This window comes from Gulosibacter sp. (assembly GCF_052090685.1).
GTDB lineage: Bacteria > Actinomycetota > Actinomycetes > Actinomycetales > Microbacteriaceae > Gulosibacter.
Genome location: NZ_JBQDBE010000004.1, coordinates 122454 through 141730 on the forward strand (window position 1 = coordinate 122454; position 19277 = coordinate 141730).

Genomic DNA, 19277 nt, shown 5'->3' on the forward strand with positions numbered 1-19277 from the left:
GTATACTGGCCGTGGGGGGGGTGGGGGGGCGACTATGGCCCAACCGGGGCGGGGGTTTTTACCAAAAAAGGGTTGGGGGGGGGGCCCGGCGTGGGGGCGGCCCACCCCTTCAGTACTTGGACTCAGCTGCGGGCTAGTGCATCGGCCCCACAGGCTGTTTCTTCACACGCTTCAGCGTGCGAATGAACAGATCGGCGATCGTCATGAGTGCGCGATTACCGGTTGCGCGAACGAACAACCGTTGCCCCAGGGTAGGTACGAGTCCACTTGGATCCTCGCGGCCGAGTTCCGGATTTACCTTGGACACGATCGGGATGTTGGTCATAAGGGCACGCATCACGCCGTTGTCACGCTCCGCCCAGACGATGTCTGCGGTGCGGCCCTGGATGACTTTATTTGGGTAGTCGGGATCAGCAAGTAACTGCCGGGCAAGCATCGTTGCGTCGACGTGGCCCGCGGAAATCGCGGCCGCTGCCTGGTCGGGATCTGGTGTACTTGACAGGAAGAGCCGAACGTCAGGACCAAGGGCCTCGCGGAAGGCCTGCGGCTCGCCGTGGGTGAGCATGTTCCCAGAGGTGCTCGGGACATTCACGCCCATTGACTCGTAGTTCGCGTCGGTGAGCGAGAAGAAATCGACTCCGGCAGAGGCAATATGGGCTGCGACCTCAGCGAATCCCTTCTCATCCTGACCTCCCGGCGCATGGTCGTTGACGCTCATGCGTATACCCACCGGGAATTCGGGGCCGACGGCTTCCCGTACGGCAACGACTGTATCGCGTAGCGCACGTGCTCGGTTTTCGGTCGAGCCCCCGTATTCGTCAGTTCGCTTATTCGCCAGCGGAGAGAGAAAGGACGAATAAAAATAGCACATATGTGCGGCAATTTCGACGCCATCCCAGCCAGCGGCCTGTACGCGTTTAGCAGCGTCGACGACAGCGCGTTCGAGCTCCTTAATCTCCGCTTCTGTTGCCTCTTTCGGTGGCGGTGTTACGCGACCACCCGGCACATAGACACCGTCGGGGAAGCCAGTTTTCCCCAGCGTGACGCCGACCGGACTGGCCGCGATCGGCCACTGACCGTTTCGTGGCACACCCATTCGTCCGAAACTCGGGAATAGCTGGCCGAATATGGCGGCGCCTTCCTGATGAATCGATTTGCCGAGTTCGACCAGGTCGGGGAGAAATTCATCCTTATCCAACCGTATGTTTGGGTGGAAAGGTGCTTCGTTCCAAGCTCTCTCGGTGGCAGATGAGCCACCAACGAAAACGAGACTTACGCCACCCATCGCACGGCGCTTGAGAAAGGCAAATGATTGTGGGCTTGGGCGTCCGTCTTTCGTTGGTTGCAGAATTGCCATTGGCCCCAGAATGAAGCGATTCTTTAGCTCAAGCGTATTGATCCGGAGCGGTTCGCCGACGATCTCTGCCGAGGATTTCACTGTTGTCTTTGATGAGGGAATCTGCTTGTTCATTTCACTGCGTTCCTTGCATCGCACGGTCCCCGGGCTATGCCTGAACTCGCCCGCGGACGAATTCCTTGTCGGGTGCATCCGTGACCGGTAGTCCCGAGGCTTCGAGCGCTGCCCGGAACTGCTTCATGAAGCGGTCGGGAAGTTTCGCCGACGGCGGACGAAGTGCACCACCGTTGAATCCTGCGAGCCATTCCTGATACTTCCACTGCGTGCGGTTAATCATGTTCGTTCCAGGGGTGGAAGTTCCCGAAACTGCGGTGTTTGCCGCTCGTGCGGGGTTCACCTGCCAGTACAGCTCCATCGCCTTCTCCCACTGTCCATTTCGCGCGAGATCGAACGCGCGGGGATAGTAGTCGCTCATCCAGTTCGTATTGCTAGTCCCAGAGAATTGGAAATCGAGCTGCGACATGAGCGGAATGGTTTCCGCCTCGATGGGGCATGAAATCACCACTTCTTCGCGGAAGTGGTGATACATCTCCATTACGCCGGGGATGCCCGGGTAACCCTGCTCGGCCTTGATCGCTACAATGCTCGGCATGGCATCGAGGACTCGTCGAACGAACTCGATGCTCATCCCCGCAGGGTGGATTCGCTCGAAGCCCCAGGCGGGAAGCGGGAAGAGCATCGTGGCGAGATCTGTGGCATCGGTGAAGCGTTTCGTGTAGTCGAAGACTTCGTCGTAGCTGGTTGGCCAAAAGGATGCGGGATATGCGAGGAGCGCACGGTCGGCGCCTGCCTGTTCGGCAAGCTTCACTGCCCGAATGTTCTCTTCGAGCGTGCCGAAGATGGCGTGGAAGAACAGCGCGAAGTCTGGGCCCGCTGCTTCGCGCGCGATCGCCGTGATGCGTGCGTTTTCTTCCGGGGTGATATTCACTTCCGCGACGAGCAGCGTGCCGGCGAAGCCAAGTTCCTTGAGCTTTACGATGTCGTGTCGGATTGCATTCTCATTGATGGCGCTGAAGTCCGGGGTAAATGACGGATGCGTGACGGCAATCGTGCCGACGAATTTTTCTTTTGCCCAAGCACGCGCCTCGGCTTTGGTGTAATCGACCACGTTGTCTCCTTCTATTTTCTCGATGTAATGATGTTGACGGGAAGCTCGGTGCCGAGTCCCTTTGCATTGGCACTGTCGACGAGCATTTCTGCGACGACAATGTCCTGCAGACCGGACCCAGTGGACTTGTAGATCCGGATTCCGCTATTGGTATCGATGGGATGATCGCCGCAGAGGGCCTCGTGCAGCGTTGCGACACGATCAGTGAGGTCAAAGCCCGCTTCAGTAGCAGCGAGCATGTCGCCGCTACCGCCCACGACCTCGTCGTAGGTGTCGACGAGGATGACGGAGGCGCGGTCGAGTAACTCGACGGGGAGTTCTCGCTGCGCCGGCGTGGTTGAACCGATCGAGATGACGGTCGCGTTCGGCTCGATCCACTCCGCTTGCACGGTCGGCGACTCATCCCGGGAACGGGCGGCGCAGAGCACGAGGTCGGCACCGCGGACGGCGGCTTCAGCGCTGGCAACCGCGAGCACTGGTACACCAAGTCGCTCGGTGAACTCTTCTGCGAAGGACACCCGGTTTGCGGTAGTCGGGCTGAACACTCGAGCATCGTGAATGTTGAGCACGTGGGCGAATGCGTCCAGGTGTGAGCGGGCCTCGAAACCAGACCCGATCACCGCAACCGTAATCGGGTCAGCCGAACTCAATACTTCGGCGCCGACTGCGCTGGTGGCCGCGGTGCGAAGCGAGGTTACCGAGTTCCCATCCACGAGTGCTACGAGCTGCGCCGTTTGCTTGTCGAATAGAGAAATGAGATAACTCACCTGCAGGCCGTCGGCGAATGAGCCGACGATCGACTTCGCGCCGAATAGTCGACCTGATGGCGGAATCGACGGCATAATGCGCGTCCACTCCACTTCAGTTTCTGCGAATATTCGACCCGGTGTGCCCTTGTTGTCAAGAGTTGCCGAGTATGCGTTTCGCAGCGCGTCGACAGCTCGGGGCATGTCGCTCAACTTCCTCACGTCGTGATCGGTCAAGAACAGAGGGAAACGGGTCGGCGAGGGTGGATCCGCGGTCATGTCACTCCTTTGTGAGAACTTCGAGTCGAATCTATACGAAACGGGTCGTACTTAACATAGCGCGCGCATTCACCGCTGTCGACGGGGGTATCGTGCGAGAAGCGTTCGCATGTGAACTTCGCTCTTGAAATGCGTTGCATTCGATACCGTACGCACCGTATAGTTTTAGTTCAACGGTTGCCACAGTGACGTGGCGGCTCTCCACTCGCCGATTCCTTGCACTTACCGGAACAGTTGGAAGGTCTCGGGCTCGGCGGTGACGCAGTCGTCACTTGGAGTAAATCGAGTGGCGGTGTGCGCTCGTGAAAGGACAAGAATGAATACTGAGTACGACGCCGATGTGATTGTGATCGGTGGTGGGCCGGTTGGCACCACCGCCCTCGCGTTGCTGGGGAAGTATGGTCTCAGCGCGATCGGGCTCGAGCGAGAGCAGGAAGTCTGGCCTACAGCGCGAGCCGTTCACTTCGATGGGGAGACGTTCCGCACGCTCCAAGCGCTCGGCGTTGCTGATCAGTTTGTCGACGCGACGATTCCAATGGCCTCGATGCACATCGAAAACGAGGCGCGTGAGGTGCTCGTATACATCCCTACGGGGCAGTTCGGTTCGCAAGCGTGGCATGACGATATTAACTTCCACCAGCCTGATATCGAGCGTCTTCTTCGCAGGGTTGTTACCGACCAGGAGAACGTTGAACTGCGTTCTGGTGTCACGGTGACTGATGTCGTGAACGACGACGCCGGCGTACTGGTGCACGCTGTGCAAGACGATGGCACCGAAGTCGAGCTGCGCGCGCGGTGGGCAATTGCGGCTGACGGTGCCCGCTCGAGTACTCGCCAGACGCTCGGCATTGTTGGCGACAAATTCGGTGAGGATGCGCAGTGGGTCGTCGCCGATGGCCATCTGATCGACAGCCCGGGGTATGAGACTGACATGATCTTCCTTGGTCATCACACGAGGCCGGCGCTCTGGGTGCGACTCCCTGGTACCCGAGTGCGGATGGAATTCATGTTGATGCCGGGTGACGACCCCGAAGAGATCGTTACTCCAGAAGCGATTGAGCGGATTAGCCACGGCATTCTTCCGGTGGACAAATTCACGCCTGACCGACTCGCGATCTATAACTTTCGAGGAAGAATCGCCCAGCGTTGGCAGGCCGGCAATATTTTCCTTGCGGGCGATGCCGCTCACACGGCGCCGCCATTGTTCGGTCAAGGCCTCTGTGCGGGTATGCGTGACATCGCGAATATTGCGTGGAAAATGGATCTTGTCAAGCGCGGAGTCGCGGATGCGCGCCTGCTCGACACGTATGAGTCCGAGCGCAAGCCGCACGCGACATTCTGGGTTGAGCAAGCCGCAAATGCAGCGGTGTTCGTACAGACGACCGATGAAGCGACCGCAGCGAAACGCGACGCCTTTCTCCGCGAAAACCCCGCAGCATCCGCCCCGGTTTCGCCCTCGTTGGGAGCGGGCTTGCACGAAGGCGATCGCGACGACCGTGCCGGAAAGCTCAGCGTTCAACCGTTGCTCGAAAACGGCACCAGAACGGACGATCTTGTCGGACTGCGGTTCGTGATCGCGACGAGTCCCGAACTCTTCAACAGCTTGACCCCTACCTTGCGCGAAGCGATCGATGCTGATGGAGACATCGTGGTACTCCTCGAACCAGCGCAGACCGCACCAATCCTGGAGGGTGCCCACGCTGGCGCACTCGTCATTCGCCCAGATCGATACATTTTCGGTGCTGCGGACACGACCGCAGACCTCGAGCGACTCGTCCATCAAATCCCGCAACTAGCGAACGCCGCAGAGCAAATCGCGCACTAGCAAGATTGGCCCGAGTGGAGAATCAAATGAATAGAACTGACAGACAGCCGTCCGCGGCAATTGTTGGTGCGGGACCAGCCGGACTCGCGGCAGCCTTGGGCTTGCACAAGATCGGATGGAGAGTCCAACTGTACGAGCGATACCCGGAGATCAAGCCGGCCGGAAATATCCTCAATCTTTGGCCCACACCGCAAAAGGCGCTGCGAGCCCTGGGCGTCGACACGGACCGGATTGGCGCGCCCTCATTTACGCAGTTGCGGCGATTCGACGGTCGCGTCCGGGCCGAGTTCCGCATCCCTGAAGATGTCGCAAGGGAATACAGTGGTGGTTTCATCGGACTCATCCGCTGGGGGCTATATAAGCGGATGCTCGACGCGCTCCCGGACGGTGTACTTCGCCTCTCGCATCGGTTTACCGGGTTTCGAGACCTGGGTGACACAGTCCAGGTGAACTTTGCCGACCAACAATCGGAGGAAGTCGACCTACTCATTGGAGCTGACGGGATCGACTCGACAGTGCGAAAGCAGCTGTGGGGCGATTCACCGAAGCGGTACCACGGACTTCACCTGCTCGGCGGCTGGTTCCTCACCGACGAGCCCATTGGGACGAGAGGTGTTTTCGCGCATGACAGGCGAATTCAGGGTTCGTATACGCCAATACGTCACGAGGGACGGGACGGGTACGAGTGGTGGATCGTGGAAAAGTGGACGCCTAGAGCAAAATTCACCGAGCACGATATCCGTGCCTACGCGATGGCTAAACTCGAGAAGTTCGCAGAGCCGTTACCCTCGTTCGTGGCACGGACACCGAAACAGAATACGCATCGGTGGGAGCTCATTGATCGTCCGCCGATGAAGCAGTGGGGAAAAGGGCGGGTCACGCTTGTTGGCGATGCCTCGCATCCGACGTCACCGTATGCGGCGTATGGCGCGGGAATGTCCATTGAGGATGGATATTTCATCGCAGAAACGCTGGCTGCGGTCGACGCCACGGATACCGAGGCAGTGGCGGCTGCGCTGCAGCAGTTCGAAGACAAGCGCAAGCCTCACACGGGACCGGTGAGCCAGCAGGCCTATTTCACTGGAAAGATTTTCCACCACGTTCCGGCACTGCTGCAGCCACTTCGCGACTTCGTGTTCGACCACACGTCATTCTTACAACGGAATCAAGGAGACGCTGCACCGGCGCATATCCTCAAGCAGATGGAACTGATCACGGAGTTGCCGGTGCCGAGTGGCGGCAGCGTCGGCACCAGTTAGTTCAACCGGTAAGCGACCAGCGATAGCCGCCTAGTGTCATCGATATGACCTTCGCCACCCTCGATTACAACCTGCTTCGACCGCTGCGCGCACTCCTCGAAGAGCGAAGCGTGACGCGCGCGGCCGAGCGCTTGCATGTATCGCAACCGACGATGTCGACGGCGCTGTCACGGCTGCGGGCTCACTTTGAGGACCAGCTGCTGGTTCGGAATGGCAACCAATATGAACTGACGCCGCTTGGGGCACAGCTGGTGACAGCTGTGCCCCAAGCTATCGCGGAAGTGGATCGTGTATTGCAGTTGAAAGCGCAGTTCGATCCGAAAACGAGTGACCGCACGTTCGTGATTGCGGCAGTCGACCATGTGGTCTCCGATCTGGCACCCGCGCTGGCTCGGGCTTTAGCATCCGAAGCGCCGGAGGTGCGGATGGAATTCCCCACAGTAGATTTCCGACTGGTGAACGATGCGCCGGATTCTCTGAGGCACATCGATGGCGCAGTGCTCCCGCATGGCTATCTCGCGGACCAGCCGCATCTCGACCTTTTCGAGGACGAGTGGGTCTGCATTGTCGACGCTCACTCGAGTCTCGAGGAGGCGCCGACCTCGGATGAGTTGCTGGCACGGAAATGGGTGCACACACTTCCCGTCCGCGACGGGATGACTCCTGCACGACGTCAGTTGCAGACCCGCGGTATCGATGTCCAAGTGGTTGCCACGACGCCCTACTTTCACGTGGTGCCGGATTTGGTGGCTGGCACAGACCGCGTGGCTGTTCTCCCCGAACGAGTGGCTCGGAGGGCCCTGGTGCACGGGGAAATTCGGATAGTGCAGTCACCATTCGAACTCGACCCGATTCGCGACGCCTTTTGGTGGCACCCGTCTAGGGGTTTGGATGCGGGGCACCGCTGGCTGCGTGGGGTCCTGGAAGCGGCTCGGGTGAGTATTTGAAAATCCAATACTGGTAATAGCGTTATCGGTATTCCCGATTGTTCTCTGCGCGGCCAAAGTAGAAGCACGGACAAAGTAGTCCAACCAAAGAATGGAGAACACGACGATGTCAAATCTGCTTTCGCAATTCACCCACATCGAAATCTATGCGCTCGATCTCGAAGAATCGGTTCGCTACTACGAGGAACAGGTCGGCTTGCGCGTCATCGATCGCGATGACGACAAGGTGTATCTGCGAGCTTGGGGCGACCACTACCGCTACAGCCTCGTGCTCACGAAGGGCGACCACCCGGGACTCGTGTCGATGGCTTGGCGCACGACGAGCGACGCGGCTCTTGATGAGGCCGTCGAACGCATCGAAGCCACAGGCATCAAGGGCGAATGGCTCGAACCCGCGGCTCACCTCGGCCGCTCGTACCGATTCACGGGTCCCTACGGGCACACGATGCAGCTGTTCTGGGAAACGAAGCGATTCAAGGCCACCGACGAATACGCATCCGAGTACCCGGACCGCCCGGAAAAGCGAGTTGGCCACGGCCTCGCGCCACGTCACCTCGACCACGTCACCATCGCGGCTTCGGATGTCGAGGGATTCGCGAACTGGTACAGCGAAACGCTCGGATTCCGTCGGATGGGCTTCGCCGGCTTCGAGGTGAAGGGCGAGCCGGTGACCTTCTTCGGCGTTCTGACCACGAACGAGAAGTCACACGACCTCGGCATCCTGCTCGACGGCTCCGACACCCCCGGGCGCATCCACCACTACGCATGGTGGGTCGAGAGCCGAGACGAACTCACCCGAGCCGCCGACCTCCTCATCGAAAACGGCACCCCGATTGAATACGGTCCCGGCATGCACGGTGTCGGCGAGCAGGTCTTCCTCTACTTCCGCGAACCGAGTGGCCTGCGCATCGAAGTCAACACCGGCGGCTACCGTAACTACGTTCCCGACTGGGAGCCCGAGCGCTGGGCGGTTATGCAGGGTTGCGACGACTTCTACCGCAACGTCACGCTACCGCCTTCGATGCTGGATGCATTCCCGCTGGCGGACGGGCCGACTGCAACTGAACAGGGACTTGTCCCCGGCAGTGAAGACGAGTTGCTTGAGGCAGCCCTGCACAGCCACGATCCGCTCGCAGAATAGTTCGGCTCCGGGGCTCGGCGCGTTTCGCGTCGAGCCCCGTTCTCATCTCGTCAGCAATAGAGAAAGCAAATGACATGACACATATTGACGATTCCCCTGCACACTACGGGCTGGGGACATTTCAGGTTCCCGGTGCAGAGAAATTCGCGGGCGTGGTGCGCAACGAACGGGTCTATGCCCTTGACGTGCTCCTCGGTCGCAGCACGATGATTCGCGAGCTGCTCGAGAATTGGGATGCATCCCTGGACCTGATCGAGGCCGTCGTCGAAGATCGCGATCGGCTCGAGGACTTGGCGAGCTGGTCGCTCGAAGAACTCTCCGTATTGCCGCCCATACAGCCTCCGGGCCCCATCCTTGCCGCTGGCGCAAATTACCGGGAGCACATCCTGCAGATGAGTGTCGCGCACAAGCTTGGTCGGTCCGATGCCACGAGCGAAGAGCTCTGGGAAGAAACCGCAATTGAAACCGACGAGCGGAAGCGTACCGGAGACCCATATATCTGGACGGGTATCCCCTCGGCGGTGAGCGGTGCGTATGACGATGTGCAACTGCCTGATTTCGGTGAGGACATCGACTGGGAACTCGAACTCGGCGTGGTCATCGGGAAGCCGGGCCACCGCATTCCCCTTGGCGAAGCGATGGAATATGTCGCGGGCTATGTCATCGTGAATGACATTTCCTCGCGATCCCTCGTGCCCCGGCCCGACATGGCGATGATCGGTACCGACTGGTTCCGAGCCAAGAACCAGCCGACTTTCTTCCCGACCGGGCCGTTTCTCGTGCCCGCCCGAAACGTGCCCGACCCGACCGACCTGCGCATCCGCCTGAGTTTGAATGGCGAAGTGATGCAGGATGCCCGGACCGATGACCTGCTCTTCGGCATCCCAGAGCTCATTTCTTATGCGTCCTCGGTCGCGAAGCTTGAGCCGGGCGACCTGCTCATTACGGGTTCGCCGGAGGGTAACGGCTCGCACTGGAATCGTTTCCTCCGGGATGGCGATGTGATGGAAGCGTCCATCACCGGCCTCGGAAGCCAACGGAACGAAGTGCGTGGACCGTCCGGGGTACTGCCACCGTGGCAGCGTGATCGCGCATGACCCTGCGGCAAAGCCACTTTGTTGCCCCGGTGCCGCTGGTACTGGGGCAACATCGCGGTCTGATCGATGACCGTCACGTGATCACGACGAGAACGCGGGGGAGTGAGGAACAGTTTGCCGGCCTCATGTCCGGCGAGATCGACGTGGTGATTACGGCCATGGACAATCTCTTCGAATGGACCCGCCGCGGCGTAAACGTGCGCCTGGTCGGGCAAGCGGAACGAACGACCCCGCTCGGGCTGCATGTGCGGGCAGGCATCGATAGTGTCGCCGATCTCGAAGGCAAACGTTTCGGGGTGGATGCGCTCGCGAACGGCTTCTCGCTCGTCGCGCGACAGATGCTCGGCTCGGTCGACGAGACCGTGTCGTATGTCGAGGTCGGTGGAGTGCGCGAGCGGATGGAAGCGCTCCTGGCCGGACAGATCGATGCGACGTTGCTGGGCCCACCTTTCGACCGCTTGGGAGCGGACACCGGCACCCGCAAGCTGCTTTCGGTCGAATCGATGCTCCCGGAATTTCCCGGCCAGGGGATCGTTGTGCGGACCGAGCTGGTCGGGACCGAGGAATTGGACTCATACCTCGCTGCACTCGCACGGGGCGTGAGCATCGGTCGCGCATTACCGGATGCGGAAGGTATCGCGATCCTGCGCGACTACGGGTTCGGTGCGGCTTCGGAGGACATGTGGCGAGTGCGGCCGATGACGTTGCATGTTGCGCCACAAGGGCTTGCTCTGCTCACTCGCATTCGCGCGGACCTGGGATACAGCGTCGACGGCGTTGATCTGTCAGCGTTGTGTGCTGAGCCAACGGTGCTCTAGACGGCGCCCAAAGAGGTCGCGTAAGAAGGCGGGTCGCATTCGAATGAATGCGACCCGCCTTGCGGTGTACCTAGGGAAGCGCGCTCAGTCTCAGAAGCGATCTCGGAGCCGCCGGTCGCGACCGTAGATCGCGAGCACGACGATAATGATCACACCGTAGAGGATGCGGCTCTGGCCTTCGGTGAACCCTTGACCGATCATGATTGTCGAGAGCAGGGTCAGCAGCAGTGCGCCGATAAACGTGCGCGTGTAGTTCCCTCGGATGCTCCCGAACGTGGTGCCACCGATCAATACCGCAGCCAAGCCGGTGAAGAGGTACGGGTCACCGATCGTGGCCGAAGATCCCGCGGAGAATCCGGCGATGAGCGCCCCCGCAAGGGCACTGAGTGCGCCATTGACCGCAAAGGCTGCGGTCCATACCCGACCGGTCTTGACACGAGCAAGGGTTGCGGCTTGCGGGTTGCCAGCTGTGGCATAGAGGCGCCTGCCCGCAGTCGTGCGTGCCAGGAACACAGCGACGAGAATCGCGAGCACGATCCAGAGCACCACAACTGGCGGAATCGGCAGCCCGAGTGTGGTTGCATTGACCCGCGTGAAGTCTCCGAGCGTGGCCGGGGGAGCAGCAGTGAAGTTCCCGCCGGTGAGGAAAATTACCCCGCCGGTGAGAACAGCGCTCGAACCGAGCGTGATTACGAGCGGTTGGATGCGGTATCGGTGGCAAATTGCTCCCGTCAGGGCGCCAGCGACGGCCGCAATCAGCATCCCGGTGAAAATGGCGAGAATCAGCGGCCATTCTCGGGTGCCCGCAAGGACCGTCGCGCTGAAAGCTCCCACCGCAATGTAGCCCGGTACCGCGAGATCGAGACCGCCCAACAGCACGACAAAGGTCTGCCCCATCGCAGCGATACCGAGCAGCGAGGCGAGGACGAAGATCGAAGCAATGCCCACCGGCGACGCGAGGGCTGGCATGGTCACGAACGCCCAGAGGATGACGGCCAGTAGTGTCAGAAGCTGCAGAAGCGGAAACTTTTGCGAGAAACTGACGACTCGCTGCCAGGCCGAGGGCGCAGCGGGCTCGGTTGAAATCGGTGCGGTTGCGTAGTCGCTCATGCTGTTCTCCGTCGTTGAGTCAGGACCATGGCGCTCGTTACGACACCGATGACAAGCACGGCGCCATAGGCGAGTCGGATGAAGTTGGACTGCACACCCCATGATGTGAGGAGTTGCTGCAGGAGGAAGATCACGGTGGCGCCGAGGAAGCTCCCGAAGAGTCCGCCGCGGCCACCGCCGAGCTGAGTGCCACCGAGTACCACAGCCGCGATGCCGATAAGTGCATAGACGGTTGCTAGCGCGGGTTCGGCCGATCGGGTGAGGGCCGTGAGCGCGAATCCACCAGCGGCCGCGATGATGCCACCGAGCGTATAGGCCACGATGCGGACCTTGGTGACGCCGATCCCAGCGCCGAAGGCCGACACGTCATCGTCACCCACTGCGAGGAGGTTTCTTTGGAACGCGGTCTTGGTCAGCCCCCACCAGAGGAGTGCCACCGGCACGATCAGCAGGAGCGCACCGGGGATACCGGCCATGGAACCGCCAAGGGTGCCAATCCAATCACCAGAGACGCTGGCTGGTCTCGGCGCGACGACGAGCGATCCGCCGACCAAGACGAACAATGTACCCATTGTGGCGACGACCGGCTGGAGCCGAACGATCGTGATGAGCACTCCGTTTATGGCACCCACAGCCGCGCCGACCAGTAGACCGATCGGAAGCGCCGTCCACACCGAACCGAGTCCCGCTGGCACAAGTACAGCTACGAAGAAACAATTCACAAAGGTCATGAGCGGGCCGAGCGAGACATCGATGCCGCCCGAGAGTATCGACGGGGTGGAGGCAAAGGCAACGAGCGCGATCGGGGCAAAGATTGCCAGCGTTGCTGGCAAATGCTGCCATGAAAGAAACTGCGGCGCCGCGAGCAGGTTGAGGGCGAGCAATAACAGCGCGAGTGCTAACGCGGGTGTGTACGGGCGCCGTCGAATAAAGCTCAGGATCCGGTTCACGCCATAACCTCCTCGTGCTGACCGTAGTACGCACTCACGAGCTTCTGTCGATTCAGATCTTTACGTTCGATTACTCGTTCGAGATTCCGGTCGCGGAACACGAGGACGCGGTCCATGAGTTCAACGAGTTCGTCGACTTCAGAAGAGAGCATGACGATTGCCATGCCGCGTTCGCAGAGCTGCTCAAGAATTGCGTAAAGTTCGCGCTTTGTGCCGAGATCAACCCCCCGAGTTGGGTCGTTGAGCAGCAGCACGGTTGGTTCAGTGGCAATCCAGCGGGCCATCAATACTTTCTGCTGGTTGCCGCCAGATAGCGTGGATATCGGCGAGTCCTCGTTTGCCATCCGAATATTGAGTTCTTTCGCAAATGGTGTGAAGCGTTGTGTAGTGCGAGCGGGCGACCACAAACCTAAGCGCTGGTCGCGGCCGATGGTGGGAAGCGCGAAATTTTCCTTGATGGTCATCGCTGGGAAGAGAGACTCGCGCCGCCGTTCGCGAGGGAGGTACGCCACCCCAAGTTTGGCGGAATTCCGTGTCGTGAGTAAATCGAAGGTGCCGTCGGTTGCAACTTCGACTGTTCCTGCACCGCCAATAATTCCTGCCAAGCGCGAGATGAACTCATCCTGACCGTGTCCCTCGAGTCCAGCCAATCCGACGAGTTCGCCAGCGCGCAACTCGAAATCGAAGGGCACTTTTTGGTCGCCGAGTGAGAATTCGCGGGTGCGGAGTAGGACTTCCCCAAGCTGTTTGTCTGCGTCCTTGGAGTGCGCTGCTGAGGACTTACCGGCCATCAATTCCACAAGTCTTTGTGGCAGTGCTTCGTGCCGCGAGAGTGTATCGATTGTGCTTCCTGACCGCAGCACCGTTATCTCATCTGAAAGGATCATGATCTCATCCATGCGGTGCGAGATGAAGAGCGTGCTGGTGCCGTTTTTACTTAGTTCACGCACCATCTCGAAGAGGCGATCACGAGTTGCGATGTCGAGGGAGGCCGTGGATTCGTCAAGGATGAGCAACTTAGGATCGGTGACAAGCGCTCGCGCTATACAGATCGCTTGACGGTCTGAGAGCGACAGCGACGACACCGGAATGTCGAGCCGCACGTCGTGCCCCAACAACCGCTCGAGCACGTCTTTCGCGCGCTTGCGGCGATTCGAATGGCGTCCCTTGGTGGCGAATACGCCGTCGGTGCCAAGCCAAACATTTTCGTACACTGACTGGGCGTCCACGGTCAGCACCTCTTGAAACACAGCCGCGATGCCGGCTCGGCGAGCATCTCGAGGGTTGCGAAACTCGGCGTTGTCATTGTCGAGAGTCATTTCGCCCGAGTCTGGCCGATGCACGCCGCCAAGCATTTTGACGAGCGTGCTCTTTCCGGAGCCGTTTTCGCCGAGCAGGGTGTGTACGGTACCGGGACGAATCGTGAGATCCGCATGGACAACGGCGCGAGTAGCGCCGAATGATTTAGTTGCACCGCGTATTCGAAGGCGGTGTGAGGGAACTGCGGTCATGACTCTCCTCGTTGAGATTCGCACTTGCATTTGGGTAGCATCGTCCCGCATGATCGATACTAGCCGTATCGTATTGCATGCGGCTCATTGCAGCAACAGCTCGTCAATAGGGCGAGCAATAACTCAAGGAGGAGTTATGCATGTATTTCAGAAGTTGGCTCGAGGGCGAGTGCGACAGGGAATGGCGCTGGGTGTTAGTTTTGGCCTGGCTGTAGCACTTGCGGGTTGTTCGACCGCGGATAGTCCCGCCTCGACCGAAGGTGAAGCTAGTGCCGACCTCGGAACCTGCGGTCAGATTCCAGATCTGGGATTTGATGATCAGAGCGGCGTGCTCGCGGAACTCGGTGACCTGGCAGATTACTACAACGGGTTCCCGGTACCGGTCCTCGAGTCGGCATGGGCTGATTGGGTGCCCGATCACGATGGGCCGTTTACGGCTGGTGTGATCACGAATCCGCTCTCGAATCCATTCCAGACGAACCTGCATGACGGTCTCATCGAAGGGCTCGAGTCGGCAGGTATTGAGGTCATCGCCGACCTCGCGGCGCCCGATCAGGTGGACGTTGGTGCACAGTCCCAGCAGTTCCAGCAGGTGTTGAGTCAGTCGCCCGACATAATTTTCTTTGGGCCGCTGGCGGCGGAACCGGCAATTGAGCTTGTCAATCAGGCCGGTGAGGCTGGTATTCCAGTTGTCAGTCTGCACCAGTCGACCAATAGTCCCTATGCGGTGAGTGTGGTTTTTAATAACGTGCTTGAAGCAATGACGGCTGGTGCGGGTGTCGCGACCTCTATGGGCGGGGAGGGCACAGTGCTCCGCGTGCACGGTGTCCAGGGAATTGCGCAGGACAATGAAGCGGGTGTGGGCTATTCAGCAGTACTCGACAACTGCCCGGGTATTGAACAGGTTTCAGAAGTGAATGGCATGTATCAAACCGCACCGACTCAGCAGGCGGTCGTGCAGTTCCTTTCGACAAACCCGGCCGGTGTTGATGGCGTTCTTTCTTCGGGTGCGATGGGGCTTGGGATCATTCAAGGCTTTGAGCAGGGCGGGCACACCCTGAGTGCCATGGCAGATCCCGGTAGCTCGGTAGGCAGCCTTACCTTCGCGAAGGAAAATCCCGACCTGGCGTTCTTCGGGACTGCTCAGCCTGGATTTGCCATGGGCGAAACAATGGCGGACGTCGGGGAGCGGATTCTTGCCGGAGAAGGGCCGAAGATCAATCAATTTGCAATTACTTTGCCTTCGATCAACCAGGACACGATTGATTCCTTTTACGTCGATGGCTCAGAGGTGACGGATCCTTCCGGGGTTGAAGGGGATCCCAACGCGTACTTCCCGGACGAGCATCTCGACCAGCTCTTTAATAATCCTGGCGGCGAATAGCGAGCCGCGCCTATTGTGCAAGAAGCGATACTGGACGTATCGTATAGAATGAAAGTACGCAGACGACCCAAAGGAGGGAAACGTGGCAAAGATTGGCCGCATCGCAGTTCCGTCACCGGACGGCGAGCAAATTCGAATCGTTGTGGTGGAGCCGGAGGCAGGGCGAGTTATCGACCTTGCCCGCGCCTACGCGCTGCACTTGGAAGCGCGAGGAGGTTCCGCATCCCAGTCGAGAAACATCGCGAAAGCGATCTTCCCAGAGAGCCTTTCAAAAGCACTCGGTGCCGGGGACGCCTTCCTCGAGCACGCAGACTTTGCTCTCGATCGCGCTGACGACGCGTCGTTACCCATCGACAGCGTGCAGTGGCGTGCAGCAGTAGACCCACCGGTGATTCGGGATGGGTTGACGTTTGGAACGCATATCGAGAACTACTTCCGCAATGTCGTGCATTCCAAGCCAGTGCGTGCGGTGTATGAGCGACCTGGATTCTTCAAGGGATCCACGGCGACGATTCACGGGCACGAAGAGGTTATCCCCTTCCCGAACATATCCGAAAAGCTAGACTACGAGCTCGAGATCGGTTACATCATTGGAAAAAGTGGCCGCAACCTTAACCCGGATTCCGCGCTGGATCACCTCTTTGGAATCACGATCTTCAATGATTGGAGCCTCCGCGACGTGCAGGCACTCGAAGGTCCGATCGGCATGGGTGCGCAGCACAGCAAGGATTTCGCATACGGGATCGGTCCTTGGATCACAACGATGGACGAGATCGAATCGATCGAAGGGCTCACGGGGCAGGTACGTGTCAATGGGGAAGTGCGGTCTGACACCAAGGTCGAGAACTTCGTGTACACACCCGGAGAGCTGCTTGCATACGTATCGATCTTCGACGGTCTGCAGCCTGGCGACTTGATCGGCTCCGGCACGATGGGCTTCGGTGCAGGAGTCGAAATCAACCGCTTCCTCGAACCCGGTGACACCGTCGAGCTCGAACTCGAGGGCGTCGGAACCCTGCGGAACACCATTAGCAAGGAAAAGGAAGTGCCGCAGTGGTGGCCCGAACCTCGTCCGTATCCGTTCGAGGGTGAGGAATAGGTGATGGCGAGGAACCCAGTGCGTCGGGTGGTCACGGGCCACGACGATCAAGGCAGAGCAATCATCCTCTCTGATGGCGATGCGCCGAACCATTTCGAATCTCCTGCGATTTCGGGATTCGGGGCGACGGTGCCGTGGTTTACCAGGAAGGACGCGATCGACCACGTCAGTGACGAAGACCAAGCGACCGCCGACACCGACATTCCGCCGTTTCCCGGTCACGGAGAAACGATTCTGCGCGTCGTGGACTTTCCGCCTGATGCCAATTATCCGGTGGATGGCGGCGAAGCGCTCTTTGAGGAGATCGGCGGTCACGAAGAAGCTAAAGCTGGCAATAAACACAGCGATGGAAAACACTTCTGGTTCCATCGAACTGATTCGCTCGATTATGCGGTCGTGCTCGAGGGGGAGATCACTCTACTCGTCGATGATGGCGAAGCCACGCTGTCTCCCGGCGATGTCGTGATTCAGCGTGCGACGAGCCATGCGTGGTCGAACCGGACGGGCAAAAATGCGCGAATGCTGTTTGTGCTGATCGGTACGCCGCCGCAATCGGCGTCGGAGATCGCTGAGTTGCGGCGTGCGAATTCGGCAATGGAGTCGGCGTGATCATCAATCCGAAGGCAGCAGAAGGAGAGGTGATCTGGCGCCCTGCTGACTCGGTGGTGAGTGGGGCACAGATCACCCGCTTCGGCGAGTACCTCCACGAGCAGGGCATCCACGTCGACGAGTCATACGAGTCGATCTGGAATTGGTCAACGAATGAACCCAAGGAATTTTGGTCGCACTTCGCCGACTTTGCGGGCATTCAGTTTGGTGGATCGCCCGGTCCTGCGCACAACGATGTTCCTATGCCGGAGACCACCTGGTTCCCGGGGCGAACGGTGAATTTCGCCCAGCACTTGCTGGTTGAGAGGGACGGAACCGCGCTCGAGTTTGTCGCCGAGGACAACACCGTTACACCTTGGAGCTGGAAACGGCTCCGTGGGGAAGTAGCCTCGCTGGCGTCGCATCTGCGCGCGCTTGGCGTCGGGAAGGGCGATTGTGTCGTTGCGGTGCTACCGAATGTACCCGAGGCTGCTGTTGGCCTGCTAGCGGCGGCATCCATCGGTGCCATCTGGTCGGTATGTGCCCCCGAGTTTGGCCCGGGTGCAATCATCTCCAGGTTCGCGCAGATGACTCCAAAGGTGCTTCTCGCGACACCGGGCTACCTGCTTGGTGGCAAGGATCGCAACCGGACGAATGAGCTGGCAGAAGTCATCCAGTCGCTCCCTTCCGTGGAGCAGATCGTGTGGGTAACCAATCACACCACCGTCGCCGAACCGTCCACCGAACGTGCCTCGATCCGGTGGGACGAAGTGGTGGCGGAAGAGGGGGAGCTCGAGTTCGCTGAGACGGGATTCAGTGAACCACTCTGGGTGCTCTTTTCTTCAGGAACTACCGGCACACCAAAGGGAATCGTGCACAGTCACGGGGGAGCGTTGCTCGAAACCCAGAAGATGCTGCTCATCCACTCGGATCTGCGGCCTGGTGATCGCTACTTCAACGTTGCCTCGACAAGCTGGGTCCTATGGAACTCGCTCATTGCGGCCCTCGGTCTCGGTGCTGTGCCGGTAATCGTAGATGGCAACCCCACGTACCCAACCGTTGATCGAGTGTGGGAGGTCGCCGCGTTGACCGGTGCGGCGGCTGTCGGCGTGAGCGCAGGGTTCGTTCACGCGTGTGCGAAGACTGATCTCGTCCCAAAACGCGACCACGACCTCAGCAGTTTGCGATGCGTGCAGGTGACGGGTTCGCCGTTGTCGACCGACGGGTTCCGTTGGGTCTACGAGCATGTCGGTGACGTGTGGCTGACATCAATGAGTGGCGGTACAGACATTGCCTCCGTGTTCGTTGGTGGATCCCCGACGCTGCCGGTACGCGTCGGCTACATTCAGGCGCCGGCACTCGGAGTAAGCGTCGAAGCCTGGAGTGACGACGGGCAACCAACCGGAGGGCGAGGTGAGCTTGTGGTCACCGAGCCGATGCCCTCGATGCCGCTGTATTTCTGGGGTGATGAGGATCGCTCGCGATATCGGTCGAGCTACTTCGAACACTTCCCAGGTGTGTGGCGGCACGGTGACTTCATCGAATTTAATGAGGCAGGGATTCTGATTCACGGACGATCGGATTCGACTCTGAACCGGAATGGGCTTCGGCTCGGCTCGGCCGACATCTATGCGGTAGTCGAAGCAATTCCATCAGTTGCCGAAGCACTCGTGGTCGGCGCCGAGATTGGCACGGAAGGCTACTTCATGCCGCTGTTCGTGAAACTCTCGCGAGGTGCCGAACCCGAAGCCACGGCTGCCGAAGTTCGGGCGCAGATTCGCGCCCATCTCTCGCCGAGGTATCTCCCTGACGCGATCGTTGCCATGCGCGGAATCCCGCATACCCGCACGGGTAAGAAACTCGAGGTGCCGATCAAACGGCTCCTGCAGGGCGCAGCACTCGAGGAAGTCGCCGACCTCGACGCCGTGGACGATGCCTCGCTGCTCGCGGAATATGCGGAGTACGCCGCGGGTGCAGTCGCTGTCTAATTGAATCGCT

16 protein-coding genes are annotated in these 19277 nt (G+C 59.7%); 10 read left to right on the forward strand and 6 right to left on the reverse strand.

The genetic code is table 11. The features are described from left to right. Window positions 1-133 precede the first annotated feature (133 nt). Genes ACTHXA_RS03885 through ACTHXA_RS03895 form a run of 3 tightly spaced genes read right to left on the reverse strand, consistent with a single transcriptional unit; the run spans window position 134 to window position 3550 of the window. Window positions 134-1471 carry an NADH:flavin oxidoreductase gene (locus ACTHXA_RS03885; RefSeq protein WP_441669534.1) on the reverse strand — a complete coding sequence of 446 codons (1338 nt, stop codon included), beginning with the start codon at window positions 1469-1471 and terminating at the stop codon, window positions 134-136. Between the two features lie 34 nt (window positions 1472-1505). Further along, on the reverse strand, window positions 1506-2525 hold the full coding sequence (locus ACTHXA_RS03890) for a dihydrodipicolinate synthase family protein (protein WP_441669536.1): 1020 nt from the start codon (window positions 2523-2525) through the stop codon (window positions 1506-1508). 11 nt (window positions 2526-2536) lie between these two features. Then, window positions 2537-3550 carry an ornithine cyclodeaminase family protein gene (locus ACTHXA_RS03895; RefSeq protein ID WP_441669538.1) on the reverse strand — a complete coding sequence of 338 codons (1014 nt, stop codon included), beginning with the start codon at window positions 3548-3550 and terminating at the stop codon, window positions 2537-2539. Window positions 3551-3866: 316 nt separating this feature from the next. Here ACTHXA_RS03895 and ACTHXA_RS03900 point away from each other — a divergent pair, with 316 nt between their 5' ends. The 6 genes from ACTHXA_RS03900 (at window position 3867) to ACTHXA_RS03925 (ending at window position 10637) form a co-directional block, all read left to right on the forward strand. Continuing rightward, window positions 3867-5375: a bifunctional 3-(3-hydroxy-phenyl)propionate/3-hydroxycinnamic acid hydroxylase gene (locus ACTHXA_RS03900; RefSeq protein WP_441669540.1), complete on the forward strand. Its 1509-nt coding sequence runs from the start codon at window positions 3867-3869 to the stop codon at window positions 5373-5375. A gap of 26 nt (window positions 5376-5401) precedes the next feature. Beyond that, the gene (locus tag ACTHXA_RS03905; protein ID WP_441669542.1) at window positions 5402-6634 is read left to right on the forward strand and encodes an FAD-dependent oxidoreductase; all 1233 of its coding nucleotides are present in this window, start codon (window positions 5402-5404) and stop codon (window positions 6632-6634) included. A gap of 44 nt (window positions 6635-6678) precedes the next feature. Beyond that, window positions 6679-7581 (forward strand): LysR family transcriptional regulator, encoded by a 903-nt coding sequence (locus ACTHXA_RS03910; RefSeq protein ID WP_441669544.1) that lies wholly within the window; start codon window positions 6679-6681, stop codon window positions 7579-7581. Window positions 7582-7687: 106 nt separating this feature from the next. Continuing rightward, a complete protein-coding gene (locus tag ACTHXA_RS03915; protein WP_441669546.1) occupies window positions 7688-8722 on the forward strand; it encodes a VOC family protein in 1035 nt (344 codons plus the stop codon). Window positions 8723-8796: 74 nt separating this feature from the next. Further along, complete coding sequence (locus ACTHXA_RS03920) at window positions 8797-9819, forward strand: fumarylacetoacetate hydrolase family protein (protein ID WP_441669548.1); 1023 nt, start codon at window positions 8797-8799, stop codon at window positions 9817-9819. Beyond that, window positions 9816-10637 (forward strand): ABC transporter substrate-binding protein, encoded by an 822-nt coding sequence (locus tag ACTHXA_RS03925; protein ID WP_441669550.1) that lies wholly within the window; start codon window positions 9816-9818, stop codon window positions 10635-10637. The genes ACTHXA_RS03920 and ACTHXA_RS03925 overlap by 4 nt, the downstream gene beginning before the upstream one ends. 90 nt (window positions 10638-10727) lie before the next feature. Here the strand turns inward: ACTHXA_RS03925 and ACTHXA_RS03930 are convergent, their stop codons facing one another. The 3 genes from ACTHXA_RS03930 to ACTHXA_RS03940 are packed head-to-tail and all read right to left on the reverse strand — an operon-like array spanning window position 10728 to window position 14208. Next, window positions 10728-11747 (reverse strand): ABC transporter permease, encoded by a 1020-nt coding sequence (locus ACTHXA_RS03930; RefSeq protein ID WP_441669552.1) that lies wholly within the window; start codon window positions 11745-11747, stop codon window positions 10728-10730. Next, a complete protein-coding gene (locus tag ACTHXA_RS03935) occupies window positions 11744-12697 on the reverse strand; it encodes an ABC transporter permease (protein ID WP_441669554.1) in 954 nt (317 codons plus the stop codon). Before ACTHXA_RS03935 ends, ACTHXA_RS03930 begins: the two co-directional genes overlap by 4 nt. Then, the gene (locus ACTHXA_RS03940; protein WP_441669556.1) at window positions 12694-14208 is read right to left on the reverse strand and encodes a sugar ABC transporter ATP-binding protein; all 1515 of its coding nucleotides are present in this window, start codon (window positions 14206-14208) and stop codon (window positions 12694-12696) included. The genes ACTHXA_RS03935 and ACTHXA_RS03940 overlap by 4 nt, the downstream gene beginning before the upstream one ends. A 136-nt stretch (window positions 14209-14344) precedes the next feature. On the opposite strand from ACTHXA_RS03940, the gene ACTHXA_RS03945 reads away from it, so the two are divergent. From ACTHXA_RS03945 to ACTHXA_RS03960, 4 genes are all read left to right on the forward strand, one after another. Then, the gene (locus ACTHXA_RS03945; protein WP_441669558.1) at window positions 14345-15592 is read left to right on the forward strand and encodes an ABC transporter substrate-binding protein; all 1248 of its coding nucleotides are present in this window, start codon (window positions 14345-14347) and stop codon (window positions 15590-15592) included. Between the two features lie 82 nt (window positions 15593-15674). Further along, the gene (locus ACTHXA_RS03950; RefSeq protein WP_441669560.1) at window positions 15675-16691 is read left to right on the forward strand and encodes a fumarylacetoacetate hydrolase family protein; all 1017 of its coding nucleotides are present in this window, start codon (window positions 15675-15677) and stop codon (window positions 16689-16691) included. Window positions 16692-16694: 3 nt separating this feature from the next. After that, window positions 16695-17300, forward strand: coding sequence for a cupin domain-containing protein (locus ACTHXA_RS03955; RefSeq protein ID WP_441669562.1), 606 nt, complete (start codon window positions 16695-16697; stop codon window positions 17298-17300). Then, a complete protein-coding gene (locus ACTHXA_RS03960; protein ID WP_441669564.1) occupies window positions 17297-19267 on the forward strand; it encodes an acetoacetate--CoA ligase in 1971 nt (656 codons plus the stop codon). Before ACTHXA_RS03955 ends, ACTHXA_RS03960 begins: the two co-directional genes overlap by 4 nt. Window positions 19268-19277 lie beyond the last annotated feature (10 nt).